The sequence below is a fragment of the Halomonas sp. M20 genome (assembly GCF_020622265.1).
Taxonomy (GTDB): domain Bacteria; phylum Pseudomonadota; class Gammaproteobacteria; order Pseudomonadales; family Halomonadaceae; genus Modicisalibacter.
Window position 1 is genome coordinate 151091 of record NZ_JACNMQ010000005.1, and the last position, 22212, is coordinate 173302.

At 56.9% G+C, this 22212-nt stretch carries 21 protein-coding genes; 12 read left to right on the plus strand and 9 right to left on the minus strand.

From position 1 onward, the window contains the following. Positions 1 to 53 precede the first annotated feature (53 nt). A complete protein-coding gene (locus tag H7850_RS13835) occupies positions 54 to 1400 on the minus strand; it encodes a UDP-glucose dehydrogenase family protein (RefSeq protein ID WP_227370176.1) in 1347 nt (448 codons plus the stop codon). A gap of 453 nt (positions 1401 to 1853) precedes the next feature. Between H7850_RS13835 and H7850_RS13840 the strand changes: the two genes are divergently transcribed. The 7 genes from H7850_RS13840 to H7850_RS13870 all read left to right on the plus strand — a co-directional run bounded on the left by H7850_RS13840 (position 1854) and on the right by H7850_RS13870 (position 8697). Further along, a complete protein-coding gene (locus tag H7850_RS13840; protein ID WP_227370177.1) occupies positions 1854 to 2351 on the plus strand; it encodes an SUF system Fe-S cluster assembly regulator in 498 nt (165 codons plus the stop codon). A 24-nt stretch (positions 2352 to 2375) separates the two neighbouring features. After that, a complete protein-coding gene (gene sufB, locus H7850_RS13845; RefSeq protein ID WP_227370178.1) occupies positions 2376 to 3818 on the plus strand; it encodes a Fe-S cluster assembly protein SufB in 1443 nt (480 codons plus the stop codon). A gap of 193 nt (positions 3819 to 4011) precedes the next feature. Beyond that, positions 4012 to 4764: a Fe-S cluster assembly ATPase SufC gene (sufC, locus tag H7850_RS13850; protein WP_227370179.1), complete on the plus strand. Its 753-nt coding sequence runs from the start codon at positions 4012 to 4014 to the stop codon at positions 4762 to 4764. Beyond that, complete coding sequence (sufD, locus tag H7850_RS13855; protein WP_227370180.1) at positions 4761 to 6119, plus strand: Fe-S cluster assembly protein SufD; 1359 nt, start codon at positions 4761 to 4763, stop codon at positions 6117 to 6119. Before sufC ends, sufD begins: the two co-directional genes overlap by 4 nt. A 14-nt stretch (positions 6120 to 6133) precedes the next feature. Next, positions 6134 to 7384 carry a cysteine desulfurase gene (locus H7850_RS13860; RefSeq protein WP_413614162.1) on the plus strand — a complete coding sequence of 417 codons (1251 nt, stop codon included), beginning with the start codon at positions 6134 to 6136 and terminating at the stop codon, positions 7382 to 7384. Between the two features lie 11 nt (positions 7385 to 7395). Beyond that, positions 7396 to 7956 carry a putative Fe-S cluster assembly protein SufT gene (gene sufT / locus H7850_RS13865; RefSeq protein ID WP_227370181.1) on the plus strand — a complete coding sequence of 187 codons (561 nt, stop codon included), beginning with the start codon at positions 7396 to 7398 and terminating at the stop codon, positions 7954 to 7956. Positions 7957 to 8070: 114 nt separating this feature from the next. Continuing rightward, entirely contained in the window at positions 8071 to 8697 is a 627-nt protein-coding gene (locus H7850_RS13870) for a vancomycin high temperature exclusion protein (protein ID WP_227370182.1), read from the plus strand. Between the two features lie 5 nt (positions 8698 to 8702). Here the strand turns inward: H7850_RS13870 and H7850_RS13875 are convergent, their stop codons facing one another. The 5 genes from H7850_RS13875 to H7850_RS13895 form a co-directional block, all read right to left on the minus strand. Then, positions 8703 to 9947: an alginate lyase family protein gene (locus tag H7850_RS13875; RefSeq protein WP_227370183.1), complete on the minus strand. Its 1245-nt coding sequence runs from the start codon at positions 9945 to 9947 to the stop codon at positions 8703 to 8705. A 66-nt stretch (positions 9948 to 10013) separates the two neighbouring features. Then, positions 10014 to 10472, minus strand: a complete 459-nt coding sequence (locus H7850_RS13880) for a hypothetical protein (protein WP_227370184.1) — start codon at positions 10470 to 10472, stop codon at positions 10014 to 10016. Between the two features lie 128 nt (positions 10473 to 10600). Beyond that, positions 10601 to 11509 carry a 30S ribosomal protein S6--L-glutamate ligase gene (rimK, locus tag H7850_RS13885; protein ID WP_227370185.1) on the minus strand — a complete coding sequence of 303 codons (909 nt, stop codon included), beginning with the start codon at positions 11507 to 11509 and terminating at the stop codon, positions 10601 to 10603. Between the two features lie 64 nt (positions 11510 to 11573). After that, on the minus strand, positions 11574 to 12011 hold the full coding sequence (locus tag H7850_RS13890; protein ID WP_227370186.1) for an ATP-dependent zinc protease: 438 nt from the start codon (positions 12009 to 12011) through the stop codon (positions 11574 to 11576). Positions 12012 to 12014: 3 nt separating this feature from the next. Then, positions 12015 to 13052 carry a DUF3549 family protein gene (locus H7850_RS13895; RefSeq protein WP_227370187.1) on the minus strand — a complete coding sequence of 346 codons (1038 nt, stop codon included), beginning with the start codon at positions 13050 to 13052 and terminating at the stop codon, positions 12015 to 12017. A gap of 298 nt (positions 13053 to 13350) precedes the next feature. Between H7850_RS13895 and H7850_RS13900 the strand changes: the two genes are divergently transcribed. From H7850_RS13900 to H7850_RS13915, 4 genes are all read left to right on the plus strand, one after another. Beyond that, positions 13351 to 14112 (plus strand): amino acid ABC transporter substrate-binding protein, encoded by a 762-nt coding sequence (locus H7850_RS13900; protein ID WP_227370188.1) that lies wholly within the window; start codon positions 13351 to 13353, stop codon positions 14110 to 14112. A 69-nt stretch (positions 14113 to 14181) separates the two neighbouring features. Continuing rightward, positions 14182 to 14856 (plus strand): amino acid ABC transporter permease, encoded by a 675-nt coding sequence (locus H7850_RS13905; protein ID WP_227370189.1) that lies wholly within the window; start codon positions 14182 to 14184, stop codon positions 14854 to 14856. Further along, positions 14853 to 15602 (plus strand): amino acid ABC transporter ATP-binding protein, encoded by a 750-nt coding sequence (locus H7850_RS13910; RefSeq protein ID WP_227370190.1) that lies wholly within the window; start codon positions 14853 to 14855, stop codon positions 15600 to 15602. The genes H7850_RS13905 and H7850_RS13910 overlap by 4 nt, the downstream gene beginning before the upstream one ends. An 85-nt stretch (positions 15603 to 15687) precedes the next feature. Next, positions 15688 to 16014: a YqcC family protein gene (locus H7850_RS13915; RefSeq protein WP_227370191.1), complete on the plus strand. Its 327-nt coding sequence runs from the start codon at positions 15688 to 15690 to the stop codon at positions 16012 to 16014. 99 nt (positions 16015 to 16113) lie between these two features. Here H7850_RS13915 and H7850_RS13920 read toward each other — a convergent pair whose 3' ends face one another. Next, positions 16114 to 16689: an OmpW/AlkL family protein gene (locus tag H7850_RS13920; protein ID WP_227370192.1), complete on the minus strand. Its 576-nt coding sequence runs from the start codon at positions 16687 to 16689 to the stop codon at positions 16114 to 16116. Positions 16690 to 16941: 252 nt separating this feature from the next. Between H7850_RS13920 and H7850_RS13925 the strand changes: the two genes are divergently transcribed. After that, on the plus strand, positions 16942 to 17241 hold the full coding sequence (locus tag H7850_RS13925; RefSeq protein WP_227370193.1) for a cyd operon YbgE family protein: 300 nt from the start codon (positions 16942 to 16944) through the stop codon (positions 17239 to 17241). 79 nt (positions 17242 to 17320) lie between these two features. Here the strand turns inward: H7850_RS13925 and putP are convergent, their stop codons facing one another. Next, positions 17321 to 18799 (minus strand): sodium/proline symporter PutP, encoded by a 1479-nt coding sequence (gene putP, locus H7850_RS13930; RefSeq protein WP_227370194.1) that lies wholly within the window; start codon positions 18797 to 18799, stop codon positions 17321 to 17323. A 71-nt stretch (positions 18800 to 18870) separates the two neighbouring features. Then, positions 18871 to 22062 (minus strand): bifunctional proline dehydrogenase/L-glutamate gamma-semialdehyde dehydrogenase PutA, encoded by a 3192-nt coding sequence (putA, locus tag H7850_RS13935; protein ID WP_227370280.1) that lies wholly within the window; start codon positions 22060 to 22062, stop codon positions 18871 to 18873. Positions 22063 to 22212: the final 150 nt, after the last annotated feature.

Sequence of the window (22212 nt, forward strand, 5' to 3'; positions counted from 1 at the left end):
CCATCGACCCTGATGGTCAAGATGGGCTTGTGAGCTAGTTTGAACCGAATGGTTCAGTTTTTACTGCGACGCAGCGATTCACCGCGTCCAATTGCATAGTAGAGAAGTCCGGCAGACTTGACTGTCTCGGGGTCGTATAGATTTCTTCCGTCGACCACGATGGGCATGTTGAGCGTCTGCCTGATCTTGTCGAAGTCAGCGGTACGAAATGCTTTCCATTCCGTACAGATGACCAGAGCATCGGCCCCCTCGAGGGTGTCATCACGTTTTTCGGTCAGTTTGAGATCGTCGCGTTCACCGTAGATGCGCGTACACTCTTCAATCGCTTCCGGATCGAAGGCTTGAACCTTGGCTCCCGCCTGCCAAAGCGATTCTATCAGTTCGCGGCTGGGCGCTTCTCGCATGTCATCGGTATTGGGTTTAAAGGCCAAGCCCCATACCGCGATCGTCTTGCCTTTGAGATCGCCGTCGAATGCCTGCATGAGCTTTTCGAAAAGCTTGCTCTTCTGGCGCTTGTTGACCGACTCCACTGCATTGAGCAGTTCGGCGTTGTAACCGACATCGCTGGCGGTGCGAGCAAGTGCCTGAACGTCCTTGGGAAAGCAGGAGCCGCCATAGCCGCAGCCTGGGTAGATAAAGTGATAGCCGATGCGCGGATCGCTACCCATGCCATGGCGCACCTGTTCGATATCTGCGCCCAGATTTTCAGCCAGGTTGGCTACCTCGTTCATGAAGCTGATCTTGGTCGCAAGCATGGCGTTGGCGGCATATTTGGTCAGCTCGGCGCAGCGTACATCCATGAACATCAGTTTTTCATGGTTACGGTTATAGGGCGCGTAGCACTCGCGCATGGCCTTCTTTACTTTTTCGGAGTCCGTGCCGACGATGAAGCGGGCGCCCTTGGAGAAGTCTTCGACTGCCGCGCCTTCCTTGAGAAACTCGGGGTTGGAGCAGACGTCGTAATCGAGTTCGACGCCGCGTTTTTCAAGCACTTTACCGATGGTGGCATTTACCTTGTCTGCGGTACCTACCGGAACGGTGGATTTGTCCACGATGATCTTGTAGTCCTGCATGTGCTCGGCAATCGTCTCGGCAACCTTCAGCACGTATTTCAGATCCGCGCTGCCATCCTCGTCCGGGGGCGTGCCAACGGCGATGAACTGAAGACGACCAAACTGCACGGCCATTTCAGCATCCGTGGTGAACCTCAGACGACCCGCATCCATGTTGGTTCGGATCATTGGTTCCAGGCCGGGCTCGTAAATGGGGACTTCCCCATTGTTGAGTCTGTTGACTTTGGTTTCATCAACATCGACGCATACGATTTCATGGCCTGCATCTGCCAAACAAGCACCTGTTACTAGTCCGACATATCCAGAACCAAAGATGGTGATTTTCATAATCTTTCCAAGATTTATTGAGTGAGCTTATATATAAGCAATTAATTCGCTAACACTGTTCGATATCTATTTACAATAAATCACATCGTAATGTGTAGTTACCGATGCGCAGCATCAGATATTTTAGATAAGCCTTCAGCAATAAATGCCTGGTGAACAGCGCCATTCATGAGCGTACATGATCAATGTGGTGCGCTAGCGTAGAGATATCCTGTCAATACGTCAAATGTAGCATGTCGCAGACAACAGGAATGAAAAGCGTCGCAGATAAGCGTCATTTGATCCATGAACATTTAAAATTAACATTTTATATAATGTTTACTGATATTTGTTATGCCTGCCTGTTTCGATGGATAGCACGTCGAATTTTGGCATTGTTGACACACGGGTCTTCCACTTCTGGTGTATATAGGACTAAAATGGTCCTATTATGTCCTTCGCCGAGGTTCACGCGTGCTGAAGCTATCCAAATTAACCGATTATGCCGCTGTGGTGATGGCTCAGATTGCTCGTCATCCGGAACAGTCTCATGCGGCTACTGAATTGGCTGAAAAGGTCAGGTTGCCACGACCAACGGTGAGCAAGACACTAAAGATGTTGGCTCGCGCTGGATTGCTGACATCACAGCGTGGGGTTCAGGGAGGATACCAGTTGGCGCGCTCTGCTTCTCGGATAAGTGCTAGCGATATCATCGCAGCGATCGAAGGGCCCATAGCGATGACCGAATGCAGCCACGCGGATGGCGAATGCGAGCTCTTCAATAGTTGTGGTGTTGCCAGCAATTGGCAGCGTGTGTCCTTGGCGGTAGGTACGCTGCTTGACAGTGTCACGCTAGCGCACCTGGCACAGTCGAATCCGATCAAGTTGCCCGTTCAGTTACCTATACAGAGTGTGACATTGGCTGAAGCAGTCGAGGTCGAACACCCTTTTGAAGTTGAAAAAGACTACTAGCATAACGCCCACAGGGGAGAAGACATGGCTACCGAGGAAATGGAACAGCTTGTTCGTCGCGAATACACTCAAGGGTTCGTGACCGATATCGAAAGCGATACCGTGCCGCCAGGTTTGGATGAAAGTGTCATTGCTTTCATCTCCCAGAAAAAGGGGGAACCGCAATGGATGCTGGAGTGGCGACTCGAGGCCTATCATCAGTGGCTGAAGATGAAAGAGCCTTCCTGGGCGCACCTGAATTATCCGCCCATCGATTATCAGGCGATCTCCTACTACAGTGCGCCCAAGAAGCCGGAAGATCGGCCCCAAAGCCTGGATGAAGTCGATCCCAAGCTGCTCGAGACTTACGAGAAACTGGGCATTCCGCTACACGAGCGCGCGGCCTTGGCTGGCGTAGCAGTCGATGCGGTGTTCGATTCGGTGTCGGTAACCACTACCTTCAAGGAGAAGCTCGGCGAAGCCGGCGTGATCTTCTGCTCGATCTCCGAGGCGATTCGCGAGTACCCTGAGCTGGTCAAGAAGTACTTGGGTACCGTGGTGCCTCAGGGCGACAATTTTTTCGCCGCACTCAACTCCGCAGTCTTTACCGACGGGTCTTTCGTCTTCGTGCCAGAAGGTGTGACCTGCCCCATGGAGCTGTCGACGTATTTTCGTATCAATGCCGCCAATACCGGCCAGTTCGAGCGCACGCTGATCGTGTGCGAGAAGCAAGCACAGGTTTCTTATCTTGAAGGTTGCACGGCGCCCCAGCGTGACGAGAATCAGCTGCACGCAGCCATCGTCGAACTGGTGGCCCTGGAAGATGCCTATATCAAGTACTCTACAGTACAGAACTGGTATCCCGGCGACGAGGACGGCAAGGGCGGCATCTACAATTTCGTGACCAAGCGTGCTGACTGTCGTGGCGATCGTTCCAAGGTCTCCTGGACCCAGGTCGAGACCGGCTCCGCTATCACCTGGAAATATCCGTCTTGCCTGCTGCGCGGCAAGGACAGTGTGGGCGAATTCTACTCCGTGGCGGTGACGAACGGGCGCCAGCAGGCGGATACCGGCACCAAGATGATCCATATCGGTGAAGGCACCAAGTCGACAATCGTCTCCAAGGGCATTTCCGCCGGCAACAGCGAGCAGTCCTATCGTGGTCTGGTCAAGATCGGCCCGCGGGCCAAGCGGGCGCGCAATTTCACCCAGTGTGATTCGCTGCTGATCGGGGATCGCAGCGGCGCCCATACCTTTCCCTACCAGGAAATCGGCAACAGCACAGCAACGGTCGAGCACGAGGCCACTACCTCGAAGATCGGTGAGGATCAGTTGTTCTACTGCCGCCAGCGCGGTATCTCCGAGGAAGATGCAGTAAACATGATCGTCAATGGCTTCTGCAAGGATGTGTTCCAGGAGTTGCCGATGGAGTTTGCCGTGGAAGCAGAGGCTCTTCTGAACGTTACTCTTGAAGGCGCGGTGGGTTAAAGAAACGGCTGCGCAACGCCTGCACGGCGTTGGCAGCGGGCTCGAGAATGCTCATTTACAGTCGTAAACTCCGCTTCTCTCACCCGCTGCCGCCTTGTTCAGGCGCCGCTCGCGCGTTTCCGCGAGGTAGTCAAGAATTCTATTTTTCGGTAGCCGCTTACTTAGTGCGGCTCGACAGAAAACAGGTATCAACATGCTCGAAGTCAAAGATCTGCACGTCACGGTAGAAGGTAATGAAATCCTCAAGGGCTTGTCGCTGACGGTCAATGCCGGTGAGGTTCATGCCATCATGGGGCCCAACGGCTCCGGCAAGTCCACCTTGTCCGCGGTGATCGCCGGCAAGGAGGACTACGAGGTGACCGCCGGGTCGATCACCTTCGAAGGGCGCGACGTGCTGGAGATGGAGATCGAGGAGCGTGCCCAGGCGGGATTGCTGCTGGGCTTTCAGTATCCGGTGGAAATCCCGGGTGTGAAGAATATTTATCTGCTCAAGGCGGCGCTCAATGCCCAGCGCAAGGCGCGTGGTGAAGAGGAGATTCCGGCACCGGACTTCATGAAGCTGGTCAGGGAGAAGCTGGCTTTCATGAAGATGGACGCGAGCTTCCTGCAGCGTGCCGTCAACGAGGGTTTCTCCGGTGGCGAGAAGAAGCGCAACGAAATCCTGCAGATGTTATTGCTCGAACCCAAGCTGGCTATGCTCGACGAGATCGACTCGGGTCTCGATATCGATGCCATGAAGATCGTCGCCGACGGCGTGAATTCTCTGCGCAGTGAAGAGCGTGCCGTGCTGATGGTCACCCATTATCAGCGTCTACTCGATTATATCACCCCGGACTATGTGCATGTATTGGTGGACGGGCGCATTGCGAAGTCCGGAGACAAGGCTCTGGCGTTGGAACTCGAGTCTCGCGGCTATGAATGGGTGTTGGAGGAGTCCGCAGCATGAGTGCAACTCGTACCTTTCTCAATCGTCTGGAAGAGCGTATCGCTGGTCGTCGTGAGTCCGCCGCCACGCCGGAACCCAGCTGGGTTGCGGCGCGGCGTCAAGCGGGAACGGCTCGTTTCGAGGCGCTGGGCTTTCCTACCAAGCGCGATGAAGCGTGGAAATACACCGACGTGCGTCGCATCAGCGAAGGCGACTTCGCGCTGGCGCAAAATGCTGATTTTTCACCCGCCACGGCAGCAACGCTGGGCTTGCCGCTTGACGCGATCCGCTTGAGCTTTGTCGACGGTGTGTTTTCCGCCAAACTGTCCGACATGGCGGACTTACCTGCAGGGCTCGGCGTCGAGCCTTTGTCCAGTGCGATGAATACCAATCACGAGGCCGTGGGTGGCAGCCTGGGGCGTCTGGCTGGCGTGGAGTTCTCACCCTTTACGGCATTGAATACTGCCTTTGCCGATGAAGGCGCGGTGATTCGCATCGGTTCAGGAGTGGTGGTCGAAAAACCCATCGTCCTTCAGTTTTATTCCCGTGCCAATGCGCAGCCAGTGATGAGCCATCCTAGAGTGTTGATCGAAGCCGGCGCTCGCAGCCAGGCCACGATTATCGAACACTATGTCGGTGAAGCAGAGGCTGCCAATTTTACCAACGTGGTAAGCGAGGTGTTGCTCGAACGAGGAGCGATTCTCTCACATTACATTCTGCAGGAAGGATCTCTACAAGACGCCCACGTTGCCAGTCTGCATATCGATCAGGGCCGCGACAGCCGGTTCACCTCTTTCAACATCAATCTGGGCGGTGCCCTGGTGCGCAACGACCTGGTGGCGGATCTCAATGCCGAAGGCGCGGAGGCCAACTACTTCGGATTGTTCTTCGCGCAAGGCCGCCAGCACGTGGACAACCACACCCTGGTCAACCACAACGCGCCGCATACCTTCTCCAACGAGAACTACAAGGGCATTCTCGGCGATCGGGCGCGGGGCGTGTTCAACGGCAAGGTCATCGTCAAGCGCGATAGTCAGAAGATCGAGGCGCATCAGAGCAACGCCAACCTGCTGCTGTCCGATCGCGCTGAGATCGATACTAAGCCGGAGCTTGAAATCTATGCGGACGACGTCAAGTGCTCTCATGGCGCCACCACGGGCCAGCTCGACGAAGAGGCGGTCTTTGCGCTGCGCACTCGGGGCATCGACGAGCAGACAGCCCGCGGCCTGTTGACCCTGGCCTTTGCCGGCGAGGTCATGGACATGGTCGCGTTGGATACGGTCGCCGAGCGGGTCGAGCGTGCCGTCGCGGGCAAGCTGCCCGAGCGTTTCAATCTGGGTGATCTGGTCGACGTGGCCACCGCGGACCAGGCTTAATCAAGGAGTTCATCATGACCGTAATGAGCGCATTGAGCGAGCCGACGCTAGACGTTATACAGGTGCGCCGTGACTTCCCCATTCTCGAGCGCCAGGTACATGGGAAGCCGCTGATCTACCTGGACAATGCGGCTACCAGCCAGACCCCGCGCCAGGTCATCGAGACGCTGGATCACTACTATCGTCATTACAATGCCAATATTCATCGGGGCCTGCATACCCTGGCGGACGAGGCGACGGCGGCTTTCGAGCAGACTCGGGACAAGGCGCGGGATTTCATCAATGCCGCGGACCGGCGCGAGATCATCTTCACCAGCGGTACTACCGAGGCCATCAATCTGGTGGCCAACAGCTGGGGCCGGGCCAACCTGAAGCCCAAGGACGAGATCCTGATATCCCAGCTGGAGCATCACTCCAATATCGTTCCCTGGCAGCTGCTTGCCGCGCAGCTCGAACTCGTCATTCGGGTGATACCGGTGGATGAGCAGGGGGCACTGGATATGGTTGCCTATCGGGAGCTGTTCAGCGAGCGTACGCGGCTGGTGGCGGTCAATCATGTCTCGAATGCATTCGGCACCATCAACCCGGTGCGTGAGATGGCGACTATCGCGCATCAGCAGGGCGCGTTGATCGTGGTGGACGGCGCTCAGGCGGCCCCTCATGAGCCGGTGGATGTACAGCATATCGATGCGGATTTCTATGCCTTCTCTGGCCATAAGGTCTATGGGCCGACCGGGGTTGGCGTCCTTTATGGCAAGGCGGAGCTGCTCGAAGCCATGCCCCCCTGGCAAGGCGGCGGCGAGATGATCCGCACGGTCTCTTTCGATGCCGGTACCACCTACGCGGATATACCGCACAAGTTCGAAGCGGGTACGCCGTCCATTGCCGAGGTCATCGCCATGGGCCGCGCATTCGATTGGGTCAACGATATCGGCATCGCCATGATCGGTTCCTGGGAACAACACCTGTTGGCCCATGCCACCCGGAAGATGACGGCTATCGAGGGAATGCGTATTCTGGGCACTGCGCCCCATAAGGCCGGCGTCATCTCCTTTGTCGTCGAAGGGGCTCACGCTCAGGACATCGGGCTTCTTATCGATCAGCTTGGGGTGGCGGTGCGTACCGGCAATCACTGCGCGCAGCCGCTATTGCAGCGTTTCGGCGTCGAGGCGACCTGTCGCGCATCCTTTGCTGCCTACAACACCCTCGAGGAAATCGATCTTTTCGTCGAGTCCCTCGAGCGTGTCATCGGCATGGTGCGTTAAACGGAGCGGACATGGAGCAAGAAAGACTTTACAAAGGGCAGCAGCTACCCCTGCAGCGCGATGTCGAGGCAATCTCGATCCCGTTTGGCAAGAGTGTCACAATTGCCGAAGACAGCATCGTTTCCGTGATGCAGGCAAAGGGCAGCACCATCAGCGTTACCCACGAAGGGCGGCTTTTTTTGATCGAGGGCAGGGATTTCGATGCCTTGGGTCTTCCGGCCTTGCCACGGCCCACGCTGTCCCCCGAGGCCAGTGAGGAGGAGATCGAGCAGTTCGTCTGGGATCAGCTGCGTACCTGTTTCGATCCCGAGATTCCGGTCAACATCGTCGACCTGGGGCTCGTTTATGGCTGTCGCATCGAGCACCTTTTGACCGGAGAACGAATCGTGACCGTGCGCATGACCCTCACGGCTCCGGGTTGCGGTATGGGAGATGTCATTGCAGAAGACGCCCGCCGCAAGATTCTCGGCGCTCCGCAAATATCCCGGGTGCATATCGAGACGGTGTTCGACCCTCCCTGGAACCGGGAGATGATGAGCGAGGAGGCGCGGCTGGAACTGGGCATGTTCTAATCATAGAGTTGTGAGTTTTACTTATCACTGTTATCCCAGCCGTTTGAGTAGACTTGGATGAGAAATGCGATGCGGCTGGCAGCAGTGTCGATACTAAAAAAATGTGCGCTTGGATTGACTGCCCTGGTTTTTTTGATTGGCGGCGCAATTCTTGCGGCCAATATCTGGATAGTGGCGCGCACCCAGGATCGCATCGAGAGCGATCTTTTCCTGTGCTCCGCCGAGCCGGTTGGCCTCGTCTTCGGCACGTCCTACTGGGCCCGGGGCGGTGGTCGCAACCCTTATTATACGGCGCGAATCGACGCTGCCTCACGCCTGCTGCGCTTGCAGCGCATACAGCATCTGCTGCTCTCCGGTGACAATCGTACCCGCTTCTATAACGAGCCGGTGACCATGTGGCGGGATCTGCGTTCGGCGAACGTGCGTAACGCGGATATGACCCTGGACTATGCCGGGTTCAGTACCTTTGACAGCCTGGTCAGGGCCCAGAAGATCTTCGACGTGGATCGGGTATTGCTCATCACTCAGGATTGGCACTTGCCGCGAGCCTTGTTCATCGCCGACGCCTTGGGGTTGAACGCCAAGGGCTGCGCAATTCCGACCTATCCTACCGCCGGCACTTGGCGTCTGAGAATTCGGGAGTGGCTTGCACGGGCCGGCACCTTGGGCGATCTTTACCTGTGGGATCGCCAACCCTACTTTCTGGGGCCGCGGGAGCCGCTGCAGGTAACTCCTTTTTAATGCCTTTACCTAGCCGTGGGTAGAATGCACCCCGTCACTCTCGGTAGGGCAGGAAAGGGAGAGTAGAGCAGTTGTTCCACTGCGCCTGGCTGTTGCTTTGCAAGCTGCGCCGCTGCCTGGGTTATCACCGGGTCGTTGAACAACAGCGCGGCCGCCATCATGGTACCAAGAGCGGTCCCAGGCTCGAAACCATCGAGCTCCTGGTAGGGCCAGGGTTCATCTTGTAGCACGTGCTCGGCAACAAAGTTGAAGCCGCGGCGCAGTTCGCGCTCGACATTTGCGTCCTGCCATTGTGGCAGGCCAAGCCTGTGGGCATAGTCGACCAGTCGAGCATAGGCTTCGAGGTTGAAATTGCTGTAGTGCCAAGGGCGCGTACGTTCAAGTTCTCTCGGCTGACGCCCTTGGGCATCGAACTGTTCGGCGATGCGCTGCTGGGTAATATTGAGCTGTTTTCGTGCCAGCTCGGGTTGATCGGTGAAAAGTGCAAAGGCAACCACCTGAGCGTCGTACCAGGTGCCGTGGTTGTTATCTGCCTGCTCCTCTTCGCGGCCGTTGCCGCTTTCAAGCAGCCAGTCGAGAAGATCGGCGTACCAACCCTTGATCGATGTGTACTCGTCTTGACTCAAGGCGGGGGTGTCGCGGAGGAGTTCCACGCTGTTGGCAACGTCGATGAGCAGTCGGCTGTCGATGATGCCGATATCGCGGCCATCGACTCGCCCCGGAATGGCTTGTGCGTAGGCCATGTTCGGCGCCATGCGGGTGGCTGGCGTGACAAACCAGTTGATCATCTGCCGGGCGGCCTTATTGGCGTAGTCGATATTGTCGGAAAAATAGTAGGCAAGGGCCAGCTGGCGTACGTCCTTGGCAAAGCTGATCATGCGCTGCTTGTCCGTGGCGTTGGTCTTAGTCGCCATATTGTATTCACCATCCCGCTGGACATAGGGCAGACCGTTGTCGGTTTCGGGATTGGGCCACCAGTAAGGGGCAAAGCTGAAATAGTCGTGGCGATTGCCGCTAGCGGGTAGCTGCGTCTTGTCCACGACAGAATAGAGCGAGCGATCCAGCGCTTCGTCGGCATGTTCCAGAAGTGCGATATAGGCTTTATCGGGCAGTGTATCGTCACGTTGGCCAAGCAGGCACTTGCTATAGGAGAGAACGCCTTGGCGATAGCCGAACGTGCCCTCAGCTGGACTCGCTAGCCCAGGCGTTGCGGTCAACAACGTCAAACACAGTAACGCTGTTTTTCGCATGACATTGTTCCTGGAAGAGAAAGCCACCCCATATCTTCTGAAAACCTGAAAAAAGAGCGGGATGGCTCAGCGCCGTCGACGCGGTTTAGGTTTGTCTTTCTGCAAACGATACAGCTCGCGTATCAGTGCGCGGCAACCCTTCCAGCAACGCTCGATGATAGGCTCGATAGGATCCGGAAGCGGGTGGGTATGCAGCGTGGCCAAGGCCTGCATCAGCACGCGCTCTTGCTCCAGCAACTCGTTGACCAGTACCTGGCCGTCGTCGCTGACAAAACTCTTGAGACGACTCCATAGCCACAGATAATCGTCACGTTCGACATCCGCATCTCGGGGAAGTAGGTTGAGATGCTGCTTGGCCAGGGCTTGCAGTTCGCGCATCGCCTTGTCGCGCTCTTCGTAATGCGGCTTCAGCGCATCGCGCAGCGAAGGGCGTAGACGTTCGAGATTGTCTTGAAAATAATCGAGACTATCTGCCAGCGCTTCCAATACACTATCCATCGCCACCTGGCGATTATCGAGAAACATGAGCTATCACCTCCTGCGGTGATGCAGATTGTGCGATGGGAAACAGTGTTTTACTAGCCTTTGTATGAAGAATTTTTTTGTTTGCACGTTTATATCTTTTGGCTCCCTTCAATCTCTCCAACGATGACCTACCCTTTGGGCTTCGAAGGCTTCTTGCGTGGCGTGGCAGCATGTTTTTCCATATGCTCGATAATCAATCCGGCGATGTCCTTGCCGGTGGAGGTTTCGATACCTTGAAGCCCCGGGGAGGAGTTGACCTCCATGATCACCGGGCCATGATTCGAGCGCAGTAGATCAACACCTGCCACTTGCAGACCCATGGCCTTGGCAGCTCGAATCGCCGTCGAGCGCTCTTCCGGGGTAATGCGAATCACGGTGGCGCTCCCGCCGCGATGCAGGTTGGAGCGAAACTCGCCTTCGGCTGCCTGGCGTTTCATTGCCGCTACCACCTTGTCGCCAACGACCAGGCAGCGGATATCGGCCCCTTTGGCCTCCTTGATGTACTCCTGAATCATGATGTTGGCCTTCATGCCCATGAAGGCTTGAACCACCGATTCAGCGGCCTGATTGGTTTCTGCCAGTACCACACCAATACCCTGTGTACCTTCAAGCAGCTTGATGACCAGGGGGGCACCCCGAACCATGGTGATCAGATCAGGAATATCGTCAGGTGAGTGGGCAAACCCTGTGATCGGCAATCCCAGCCCCTTGCGAGAGAGTAACTGCAGAGAGCGCAGCTTGTCTCTGGAGCGCGTGATCGACACATTGTCGTTGAGTACGTAAGTGCCCATCATTTCAAATTGACGCAGTACCGCACAGCCATAAAAGGTGACTGAAGCACCGATGCGCGGAATGACCGCATCGAAGGGCTCCAGCTGCGCTCCCTTGTAATGAATCGAGGGGCGATGGGAAGCGATGTTCATGTAGCAGCGCAAGGTATCCACTACTCGAGCACTATGACCACGGCTTTCCGCAGCCTCGATCAAGCGGCGCGTAGAGTACAGGTTGCGGTTACGCGATAGCAGGGCGATATGCATGTAATTCTCCAAGCCGACAAGAAAGAGCATCAAGGAAGTGCCAAACAAATCGATGGGCGCTTCCTCAGGGTTCACCGTGCAGGAATGCCGCTCCCGGAGCAACCAATAGACGGCGCATCGCACGACGTCCCAGCAGCATGGGGTGGCGCATCTCGCGGCGGTCGACCAGAGTCAGTTCCACTGGGTAGTCCAGCTCACCCAGCAGCATATGAGTTCTCACTACATAACGCCACTGAGAATGACCGTTGGAACTGGTGATTCTTCGTCGGTCATGCAAGTGCATCTTGACAGGGTGCGCAGGGCTATCCGGCCCGCCACCTCGTGTAACGAAGCTGACCCACATATGGCCATTGTCTTCGAAACTGTCGATGTCTTCGGCATGCAGCGCGGAGGTACGCGCGCCAGTATCGATCTTGCAGCACAAGGCCAGGCCCAGTTCGGGAAGTTCCACCATCTCTCGACGGCCAACGACGGCCTTGGCTTGATAGGGTAATGCTTTCATAATTCAGTTTCTTCCAGAACTAAGTTCGCTCAACCGCTGCCGAGTCCGTGTTTCTGGGGCGGCCTGACGCAAACTGATCAGCAAAGGCAGGCGCAAGCGCGGAATCACGGCCAGACTGCGAATCAGGGCGGCAAAGTCGGCGTGTTCATTTTCGGCCAGTCGTTCGATGAAGCGTGGCAGACGCTGCGCATCCTCGAGTTGTGGCCATCCCCGTGCGGCGATGGCGGCAAACAGGTCCGGGCCGCAGGCTGCCTGATCCTCGAGCAATTCATCGTACCAGGCACCCACGATGTCTCGATCGCCTTGGCCAACGGCGCGGACACAGTCACAGAAAGTCTCGATATCGCCTTCCTGAGCGGCGCGTTCGCCCCGGGCAATCAATGCTTGCGTCAATACCGTCGATAAAGACCTGTGCTCCAGACAGTGGCATAGCGGGCGTAACACTTCCAGGGGCAAGGCGTCGAGCTGTGCGGCTAACTCATCACCTTGCTGGGCATCGTGGCGCACGACGAAATCCGCAAGCCCCTGCAGCCCCAGTGCTTGCCATTGTACTTCAGCTAGCTGGCCTGTCAGATAGGCTTCGGCAAACTCAAAATATTCGCTTGCCTCTCGGTTCAGATCGTCGCTTACGTAGGCATGCAACAGGGCGCGTTGGGTCATGTGGGGGGTAAACGTCAACGGATTGTCTTGCATCAGATTGTTGACGTGCTCGGCGGAGTCATCGCTTTGCCGTGACGCGGTGCGCCCGATCGTCTCCAGCAATCGCTGGAGAAACGCGTCCCGAGGTGCGGGATCCAGTAGCCCCTGTTCGTCCAGGGGTAAGGACAAGAACCAGATCAGTGGATCGTCGTTATTGCCAACTTGAAAGACACAGGCCAGCTGAGCGCGATCCAGCCAAGGCCAGGGCCAGGCAAGTTCGCCTGCCTCGAAAGCTTCCAGAGTAGAGGCAGGGCAGGGCGTCACTTGCCGGCCCAGGGCATAAAAGCGAGAAGGTGCTCCAATGCGCCCAAAGAAATCACCGAGAGAATGTATCGGTTGCATGGCATCCTCCATGGTCAGGGACGCACTGTAGCTCGACAAGCATTTATTGACCAGTCGTTGGTTGATCAAAAAATAAGCGTTTTTTACAAGTCGTTATGATGCGGGAGCAAACGAAAGTACTTCAGGGGTTATCCACAGGATGATGCACGGTTTGTGTGAATGACTGAACAAAGGCCAGGCACGATCTGGAAAATTGAAAGACTCTATTGGTCATCGGCACTGCTTTTCTTTAGGCTATGTAACCAAAAGGAATACTCAAACGGTTTCCTTATTCGATTTCAAGCAAGTGGAGATAACCATGCGTAATATGCTGCGAACCGCGCTGCTCTGTGCCTCGCTTGGCGTAACGGGGCAAGCCATTGCTCAAGATGACGACGAGACGCTCAAGGTCGGCATGTCCGGGGGGTACTTTCCGTTCACCTTCGTCGAGCAGGATACCCTCAAGGGCTTTGAAGTGGACGTTATGGATGCGGTGGCCGAGCGGCTGGGGATCGATGTCGAGTACGTCACCGCCAACTTCTCGGGGCTGTTCGGCATGCTCGGGTCAGGGCGTATCGATACCATTGCCAATCAAATTACCATTACCGAGGAGCGGCAGCAGAAATACGTGTTTACCCAACCCTATGTCTACGATGGCGCGCAAGTCGTGGTGAGGCGCGGTAACGACGATATCGCAGGGGTCGAGGATTTGCGTGACAAGACCGTGGCGGTCAACCTGGGCTCGAACTACGAACAGCTGCTGCGGGAATTGCCCTATTCCGATGAGATCGATATTCGCACCTACGATAGCAACATCGAACAGGATACTGCGCTGGGTAGGGTCGACGCCTTCGTCATGGACCGGGTCAGCGCCAGCCAGGTGATCAAGGAAAAACCGCTGCCACTTGAACTGGCGGGCGAGCCTTTCTCGGAGATACGCAATGCACTGCCGTTCCGAGACGACGAAGAAGGCCGCAAGATGCGTGATCGCGTCGATCAGGCGCTGAACGCGCTCAAGGAAGACGGCACCCTCGGCAAGATATCCCAGGAGTGGTTCGGCAGTGATATCACCCAGCCATGAGCCTCTTGCCAGGCTCCATTACCTCTTGATCGGCCATGTCTTTTGCAAAAATCAAGGATCGACAATTAGATGAATGCCCTGGACATCGACTACATGCTGGGCCTGATGCCGATCCTGCTCAGCTATTTGCCTTTGACCTTGGAAATGGCTGCTGCGGGGATGGTGCTGGCGCTGATTCTTGCGTGTTTAATGGCGGTGGTGAGGGTGTTGAAGATCCCCGGTCTCAATGCCTTCACGCTGCTTTTCATCTCATTCTTCCGGGGTACACCGCTACTGGTGCAGCTGTTCCTGTTCTATTACGGGCTGCCCCAGTTGATGAGCGCGCTGACGCAAATCAACGGTGTTACCGCCACTATCATGGGGTTGACGCTGCATTTTTCCGCCTATATGGCAGAGTCGATTCGCGCCGCCATCGTCGGCATCGATCGTAGCCAGACCGATGCAGCCTTGTCCATTGGCATGACCCGCGGGCAAACGATGCGTCGTGTCGTACTGCCTCAAGCGACACGGGTAGCGGTGCCGACGCTGATGAACTACTTCATCGACATGATCAAGGCGACTTCTCTGGCATTTACTCTGGGCGTTACCGAGTTGATGGGGGCCACGCAAAAGGAGGCGGCGGGCAGCTTTCTCTATTTCGAGGCTTTCATCAGTGTGGCGCTGATCTATTGGGGGGTCGTCGAGCTGCTGGCCTGGCTGCAGCGCAGTCTTGAAACCCGACTCAACAAGGCCTACCAACGATGATTGCGCTACAAGGTCTTATCAAGCGTTTCGGCGATGAGACGATTCTCGACGGGGTCGATCTGTCTATCGAACAGGGCGAGATCATCGTCGTGATCGGGCCTTCGGGAACCGGCAAGTCGACCTTACTGCGCTGCATGAATTTCCTGGAGCAGCCCGACGGCGGCCGGATTCAGATAGGCGATCTGAGTGTCGATGTGACCCGGGCGAGCAGGAAAGAGATTCTCGCACTGCGTCGGCGAACCGCCTTCGTGTTTCAGAACTACGCGCTATTCGCCAACAAGACGGCCCTCGACAATGTTGCCGAGGGGTTGATCGTCGTCAATGGCTGGAAGAAACCCCTGGCCCGGGAGCGGGCGGGGGAACTTCTCGAACGGGTCGGGTTGTCAGACAAGGCAAACGCCTATCCTGCCTCGCTCTCCGGTGGTCAGCAGCAGCGCGTCGGCATCGCCCGGGCGATGGCAGCCCAGGCAGAAGTGATTCTGTTCGATGAGCCGACCTCATCCCTGGACCCGGAATGGGTCGAAGAGGTGCTTGGGGTAATGAAGCAGCTGGCCAGGGAGCGCCAGACCATGCTGGTAGTCACTCATGAGATGAGCTTTGCTCGAGACGTGGCGGATCGCGTCATCTTCATGAGCGATGGTCATATCGTCGAACAGGGGCCGCCGTCGCAGCTCTTCTCGACGCCTCAGGACGAGCGTACCAAGAGCTTTCTGCGCAAGGTATTGGCAACCCAGGCACCTTGGTAAGCGTTCTTGCACAAAAGGGGAGCGCATCTGGCCAGTGCTTTCTACGCAAGGGATAATGGGTGCACATTTTTGATCCGGAGTCGCCATGACGCCGCATACCGAACTTGCTCAAGCACTCGAGCGCCTTGAAGCGACGCTGAGTAGCGTCGATCTATGGAGGACGCCTCAGCCCGAGACGGCGGCCTTCGAGAGCCAGGAGCCTTTCTGCGTGGACACCATGGAACTGCCTCAGTGGCTACGCTATGTCTTCATTCCCCGATTGCAAGCGCTGGTGGACGCCAAGGCAACGTTACCTGCCAGTTGTGAGGTGGCGCCTGCCGTCGAGGTCTATCTGCAGCAAACCAGGCCCAGCACCCGGGCGCTGGTGGTCAAGGCAGTTGCGGATATTGACCGCATCGTGACAGAGGCTTGAGTGCCTTGCTGGGGTGTTCCTATCTATCCTGTGCCGAACTGACAGGCAAAAAAAACGCCGGGCACGAAGCCCGACGCTCAAAAAAAAGAAAACTCTTACTTAGAAGCTGAATGTTACGCCAGCGCCTATGGCAACGGGATCGTAGTCGAAATCATCGCTTACGCGGCCAGTTGCAGTGTCTTGCGAATAATCGACCTTGATGTCGGTGTAGTTGACGAAACCGTTGACTGCCAGGTAATCGGTAATTATCAGATCGACCCCTAGCTCGGCCTTGGGTGCCCAGGTGTTGTCGAGGCTAAGCCCATCGCTTTCGTCAGAGAAGCGTGTGTAGTTGGCACCGAGGCCAGCATAAGGTTGAATACGGGCGTCCATACCACCGAGCGGATAAAACTGAGCCATCAGATCGATGGGCTGGCTACTGAAGCTGTCACCGCTGTCGATATCGTGCTCGAACTCACCGCTGCTACCCAAGGTTACGCCCAGCTTATCCATGACCATGACACCGACGCTGCCACCGTAAGTCTTGTCGGTATCGATCCGGCCACTATCCGGGTCTTCCTTGATTACGTTGCCTCGGACCAGGATGTCACCTGTTTCATAAGCCATGGCTGCCTGAGAAGCACCGAACAAGGCGCCAACCAAGATTGCGCTAGAAACCAATTTAGTCCTGAACATGAAAATCTCCTTGAGCTCTTCGCGTCTCACAAGACGCGAGTGCGTTGATACAACTGCCAATAAAAACGCTGTTTCATTACGTGTTACAAGTATAGGAAACACTGTTCGTCTTGTCATGTAGATTTTTGTTATCAAACTATTAAAGTTGTTTAATTGGACTCATTAGCACTTTTTCCTTATTGCCTGGAATACAAGCTCTGTCGTTCACTAGTACATAAATAGCTGAATATTGTGGCGAAAGGAGCCGCTTCAATGATTAGGGCAAAACACAGGTATGGTCGCCGGAGCCCTTATGGCAGCCAGGGTAAATTACTATCGTTATTGACAGCGTCATTCATGGCGCTATGGCTACTGATCAATCCCGCGATCATCAGCGGCTTGAGCCTGGGCTGGCGTCTTCCAATATGGTTGCTGGGCGTTTGGGCGGTCGGGGCAGGCTTCTTTCATGGCATGGGGCTGGTGCGAAGAGGTTGGATGCAGAGTCTGCTGGGTGCTCCCCAGTGCTGGGTACTGCTGTTATTTTTTTATGTAATCGTATTGATAAGAAGCTAGTAAAAGTCGACAAGACGATGTCATAAAAAAGCGGGGCCAGAAACCTGGCCCCGCTTTTCGTGCGCCGCTACCTTTCGGTTCAAGTGGCTTTTACGCTATCGAACTCCGCCGTGATCTCGGTACTCGGTTCTCCCGTGACCATGCTGACGACGACAATGGCAATGTAGGCAAGGATCACGCCGGGCACGATTTCGTAGAGATCGAAGATTCCCCCGGAGACCATGCTCCACAACACCACGGTCACACCTCCGACGATGATCCCCGCAAGGGCGCCCCAGCGGTTCATGCGCCGCCAGAACAGCGCCATGATCAGTGCCGGGCCAAAAGCGGCACCGAAACCGGCCCAGGCGTAGGAGACTAGCCCGAGCACCGTGGAGTCCGGGTTGAGCGCCAGAATGTAAGCAATGACGGCGATGCCGATGACCGCAAAACGTCCCACCCAGACCAGTTCCTTGGAAGAGGCATCCTTACGGAAGATCGCCTTGTAGAAGTCGTCGGTCAGCGCCGAAGAGGAGACCAGCAGCTGGGAATCCACGGTGGACATGACCGCTGCAAGAATGGCTGCCAGCAGTATCCCCGCAACGAGGGGGTGGAAGATGACATTGACCATGACCATGAAGACGGTCTCGCTGTCAGCCAGATCCCGAGGCACATAGGCCAACCCCAGCAAGCCGACACCCACGGCACAGGCCAGACCGATAGCGGACCAGATCACCGCGATACGACGCGAGACAGGAACATCCTTGTCGCTACGAATGGCCGCAAAACGCGCGAGGATGTGTGGTTGTCCGAAATAACCAAGACCCCAGGCCAGGGAGCTTATGATCGCGATAAACGATAGCGTTTCCCCGGTGGAGGCGTCCTTGAACCAGGAAAGTAGCTGCGGGCTGTCCGCGGTAATACGGCTGGCCGCTTCTGAAAAGCCGCCCATATCCACCAGAGCGATCACCGGAACCACCACCAACGCCGCCACCATCATCAAGCCTTGAATGAGGTCGGTCCAGGAGACCGCGAGAAACCCCCCGAAAAAGGTATAAGAGACGATGGCGATCGTGCCTACGGTGACGGCGATACGGTAATCGAGGCTGAACACCGTCTCGAACAGCTTGCCGCCGGCCACCAGCCCGGAGCTTGTGTAGAACAGAAAGAACAGCAGGATGAAGATGGCTGAAATGACCCGCAGCAAATGCGAGTTATCGCGAAAACGCTGGGCAAAGAACTCAGGCAGCGTCAGTGAATCGCTGGCCACGAAGCTGTAGATGCGCAGCCGCCTGGCCACGATCAGCCAGTTGAGCCAGGTGCCCACCAATAGGCCGATGGCGATCCAGCTTGCGGAAAGCCCGCTGATATAAGCGGCACCGGGCAGGCCCAGCAGCAGCCAGCCGGACATGTCCGAGGCACCGGCGGAAATCGCTGTCGTCCAGGGGCCCAGCGAACGCCCGCCCAGAATATAGTCCGAGAGGTCGTTCGTGCGCTTCCAGGCGATCAACCCGATTGCCAGCATCAGCAGCAGGTAAAGGGCGAAGGTTATGACGATGGACATACTATTTTCGATCATGGGTTTTTCCTAGCCGTTGTTATTTATTCTCGATTTTGCATCAGGGTGTTCGTCATCTCTACTCTCGGGCTTCATTCATCGCCCAGGGCAAGCAGCGAGGCATTTCCTCCCAGTGCGGCGGTATTGTTGGTACGGGTCTTTTCCGTAGCGAAGCTCAATAGATAGTGTGGGCCGCCGGCCTTGGGGCCGGTACCGGAAAATCCTTGGCCGCCAAAAGGCTGCACACCGACCACGGCACCAATGATGTTGCGATTGATGTACACGTTGCCCGCACGCACCTTGTCCGCAACTGTCTTGGCGAAGGAGTCGTTACGGCTATGCACGCCAAAGGTAAGGCCATAGCCCTTGGCATTGATGGTTTCGATGACCTTGTCGATATCCGCGGACTTGTAGCGGGCAATATGCAATATCGGCCCGAACTGCTCGCTCTCCATCTCCTCGATACCGGATACGGTAAAGGCGGTCGGTGCGATGAACCTGCCCTGGTCGATATGATCGCCGGTCAACGGTGTTTCTGCCAACAGCCGATTTTCGCCCTTGAGCTTGTCGATATAGGCTTGCAGCCCTTCGCGTGCCTCGTCGTCGATCACCGGCCCCACATCGGTGCCCAGGTTGCGCGGATCACCAATACTAAGTTCCGCCATGGCACCCTTGAGAATCTCGATGACCCGGTCCGCCACGTCTTCCTGCAGATAGAGAATACGCAGCGCCGAGCAGCGCTGTCCGGCACTCTGGAACGAGGAGCGAACGACATCCACGACCACCTGTTCCGGCAGGGCCGTGGAGTCGACGATCATGGCGTTGAGCCCCCCGGTCTCCGCGACCAGCGCCGGCAAGGGGGCGTTTTCTCTTGCTGCCAGGGCGCGATTGATGAGATTCGCGGTGGCGGTGGACCCGGTGAAAGCGACACCGGTAATACGTGGATCCGAGGAGAGCACGCTGCCGACCGTGGGGCCATCGCCGGGTAGTAGCTGAACCACGTCCCGAGGCATGCCGGCCTCGTGCAGCAACTCGACCACGCGATGGGCGATCAGGGAAGTCTGTTCCGCAGGCTTGGCCAGGACGCTGTTGCCGGATACCGCCGCGGCCACCATCTGGCCGCAGAAGATCGCCACCGGAAAGTTCCAGGGGCTGATGCAGGCGAAAACGCCCTTGCCGCTCATGGAGAGCTCGTTGACCTCACCGGTAGGGCCGGGGAGCAGCGTGATCTCTCCGAACAACTCTTGGGCACGAGTGGCGTAGTAGCGGCAGAAATCGACCGCTTCGCGAATCTCATCAACCCCATCCGTCAAGAGTTTGCCGCCTTCGCGGCAGCACAGGGTCATCAGTTCCGGGGTGTGAGCCTCCAGGGAATCGGCAAAGCGCTCGATGATCTGCGCCCGCTCCTCGACGGGCGTATCCCGCCAGCGCGGGAAAGCGCTCCAGGCGACATCGATTGCCTTGCGCGCCTGTTCTTCGCTGGTCCACTGCACGCTGCCCACCTGACGGGATGTATCAAACGGGCATTTGACCTCGTGACGCTGTGCCTTGTCATCGGCCACGTCGATACCCAGCAGCGGCTTAACCTCGTAGGTCTTGTCCATGAACTCGGCCATGGCGTCCATCAAGGGCTGATACTGGCTTCGGATGTTCAGGTTGATGCCCTTGGAATTGCGTCGCTTGGTGCCGTAAAGATCCGGGGGCAGCGGGATCTGCGGATTGTAGTAGGTGTCGTACTGCCTGAGAGTCTCAACCGGGTGCACGCATAGCGACTCCACTGGCACCTTGGGGTCTACCAGCTGATGCACGAAGGAGGAGTTGGCGCCGTTCTCCAGCAGACGGCGCACCAGATAGGGCAGCAGATCCTTGTGGGCGCCGACTGGCGCGTAGATGCGGCAGTAAGTGCCCGAAGGTGCGCGCTTGAGCGCAGCTTCGTACAAGGCTTCGCCCATGCCATGCAGGCGCTGGAATTCGAACGGCCGGGTGGATTCGGTGGCGAGTTCCAGGATGGTGCTGATGGTATGAGCGTTATGGGTGGCGAACTGCGGGAAGATGCGCCCGCGCGTGTTTTCCGAAAGCAGGAAATGCACGCAGCCCAGATAGGCGACATCGGTATTGGCCTTGCGGGTGAACACCGGGTAGCCATCCACGCCCACCATCTGGGTCTCCTTGACCTCGGTGTCCCAATAGGCGCCCTTGACCAGTCGCATGGGAATCACGTCACCCTGGATATCCGCCAGGCGATTGATGTAGTGCAGCACCGGCAGGGCGCGCTTGGCATAGGCCTGAACGACGATGCCGAAATGCCCCCAACCCTTGCAGGCCTCGCTTTCGTAGACGGCACGGAAGACCTCGAGAGAGAGCTCCAGACGATCCACCTCTTCCGCGTCGATGGTGAGCTCCACCTGGCGCTCCCGGGCCATGACCACGAGTTCCTTGACTACGCCCACCAGCTCGTCGAGTACCTGTTCACGACGGCCGAATTCGTAGCGTGGGTGCAGCGCCGACAGCTTGATCGAGACCGAAGGGTCTGGTGTCTTGTCGTCGAGTTTCTGGCTGGTGGCGCCGACCTGCTTGATGGCGTGGGCGTAAGCGTCGAAGTAGCGCCGGGCGTCATCTTGGGTTCGTGCGGCTTCACCCAACATATCGTAAGAGTAAGTATAGCCCTTGTCGAAAAGTGGTTGAGAGCGCTTCAACGCTTCGTCGATGGTGCGGCCCAGCACGAACTGACGCCCCATGATCTTCATCGCCTGATACATGGCTTTCCGGATGACCGGCTCGCCCATGCGGTTGGTCATGCGATTGATGAAATTGGCGGGCTTGCCTTCCCTGGGCTTGTCCATCTGCAGCACCCGGCCGGTCATCAAGAGCCCCCAGGTCGAGGCGTTGACGAACCAGGAGTCACTCTGGCCCAGGTGGGATTTCCAGTCCGCCGGCCCCAAGCGATCGTCGATCAGCGCATCCGCGGTGGCCTTGTCGGGAATGCGCAGCATGGCTTCCGCCAGGCACATCAGCATCAGGCCTTCATGAGTATCGAGGCTATATTGCTGCAGCAGTTCATCGATGGAGTCCACCGCCGTATCCATGCCGCGCACTTCCCGCACCAGTTCCGCGGTTTTCTTGGCGATCCGCGTGAAGTCGTCCTCGTCGGCCTGAAGAAAGTCGACGAATTCCGCGACGAACTGCTCCTCATCGACGATGTAATGGTCGCTGACATACTCGAGCAGTGCATCCGGGTCCTGTTGCCAGGTGGCAGTATCCAGCATGGTCTTGGCAGTAAGCATGAAATGGCCTCTCATCGTGGTTCCCGACCCGAATCCCTTGTCGTCGTTTGTAAAATGGACGACAGACGCTGCCATGAATGGCGTGAGGGTACCGTTCAGGGGCGCATGGATCGCGCGAGTTGTTGAATCTAGGGTGGACGATAGCCCTCC

Coding starts and splice junctions, on each gene's coding strand:
- H7850_RS13895 (WP_227370187.1), bottom strand. CDS start 13,052: ATGCAACCGATACATTCTCTCGGTGATTTCTTTGGGCGCATTGGAGCA.
- sufD (WP_227370180.1), top strand. CDS start 4,761: ATGAGTGCAACTCGTACCTTTCTCAATCGTCTGGAAGAGCGTATCGCT.
- H7850_RS13910 (WP_227370190.1), top strand. CDS start 14,853: ATGATTGCGCTACAAGGTCTTATCAAGCGTTTCGGCGATGAGACGATT.
- H7850_RS13835 (WP_227370176.1), bottom strand. CDS start 1,400: ATGAAAATCACCATCTTTGGTTCTGGATATGTCGGACTAGTAACAGGT.
- H7850_RS13860 (WP_413614162.1), top strand. CDS start 6,134: ATGACCGTAATGAGCGCATTGAGCGAGCCGACGCTAGACGTTATACAG.
- H7850_RS13880 (WP_227370184.1), bottom strand. CDS start 10,472: ATGTTTCTCGATAATCGCCAGGTGGCGATGGATAGTGTATTGGAAGCG.
- H7850_RS13925 (WP_227370193.1), top strand. CDS start 16,942: ATGATTAGGGCAAAACACAGGTATGGTCGCCGGAGCCCTTATGGCAGC.
- H7850_RS13920 (WP_227370192.1), bottom strand. CDS start 16,689: ATGTTCAGGACTAAATTGGTTTCTAGCGCAATCTTGGTTGGCGCCTTG.
- sufT (WP_227370181.1), top strand. CDS start 7,396: ATGGAGCAAGAAAGACTTTACAAAGGGCAGCAGCTACCCCTGCAGCGC.
- putP (WP_227370194.1), bottom strand. CDS start 18,799: ATGATCGAAAATAGTATGTCCATCGTCATAACCTTCGCCCTTTACCTG.
- H7850_RS13875 (WP_227370183.1), bottom strand. CDS start 9,947: ATGCGAAAAACAGCGTTACTGTGTTTGACGTTGTTGACCGCAACGCCT.
- putA (WP_227370280.1), bottom strand. CDS start 22,062: ATGCTTACTGCCAAGACCATGCTGGATACTGCCACCTGGCAACAGGAC.
- rimK (WP_227370185.1), bottom strand. CDS start 11,509: ATGCATATCGCCCTGCTATCGCGTAACCGCAACCTGTACTCTACGCGC.
- H7850_RS13915 (WP_227370191.1), top strand. CDS start 15,688: ATGACGCCGCATACCGAACTTGCTCAAGCACTCGAGCGCCTTGAAGCG.
- H7850_RS13905 (WP_227370189.1), top strand. CDS start 14,182: ATGAATGCCCTGGACATCGACTACATGCTGGGCCTGATGCCGATCCTG.
- H7850_RS13890 (WP_227370186.1), bottom strand. CDS start 12,011: ATGAAAGCATTACCCTATCAAGCCAAGGCCGTCGTTGGCCGTCGAGAG.
- sufB (WP_227370178.1), top strand. CDS start 2,376: ATGGCTACCGAGGAAATGGAACAGCTTGTTCGTCGCGAATACACTCAA.
- H7850_RS13900 (WP_227370188.1), top strand. CDS start 13,351: ATGCGTAATATGCTGCGAACCGCGCTGCTCTGTGCCTCGCTTGGCGTA.
- sufC (WP_227370179.1), top strand. CDS start 4,012: ATGCTCGAAGTCAAAGATCTGCACGTCACGGTAGAAGGTAATGAAATC.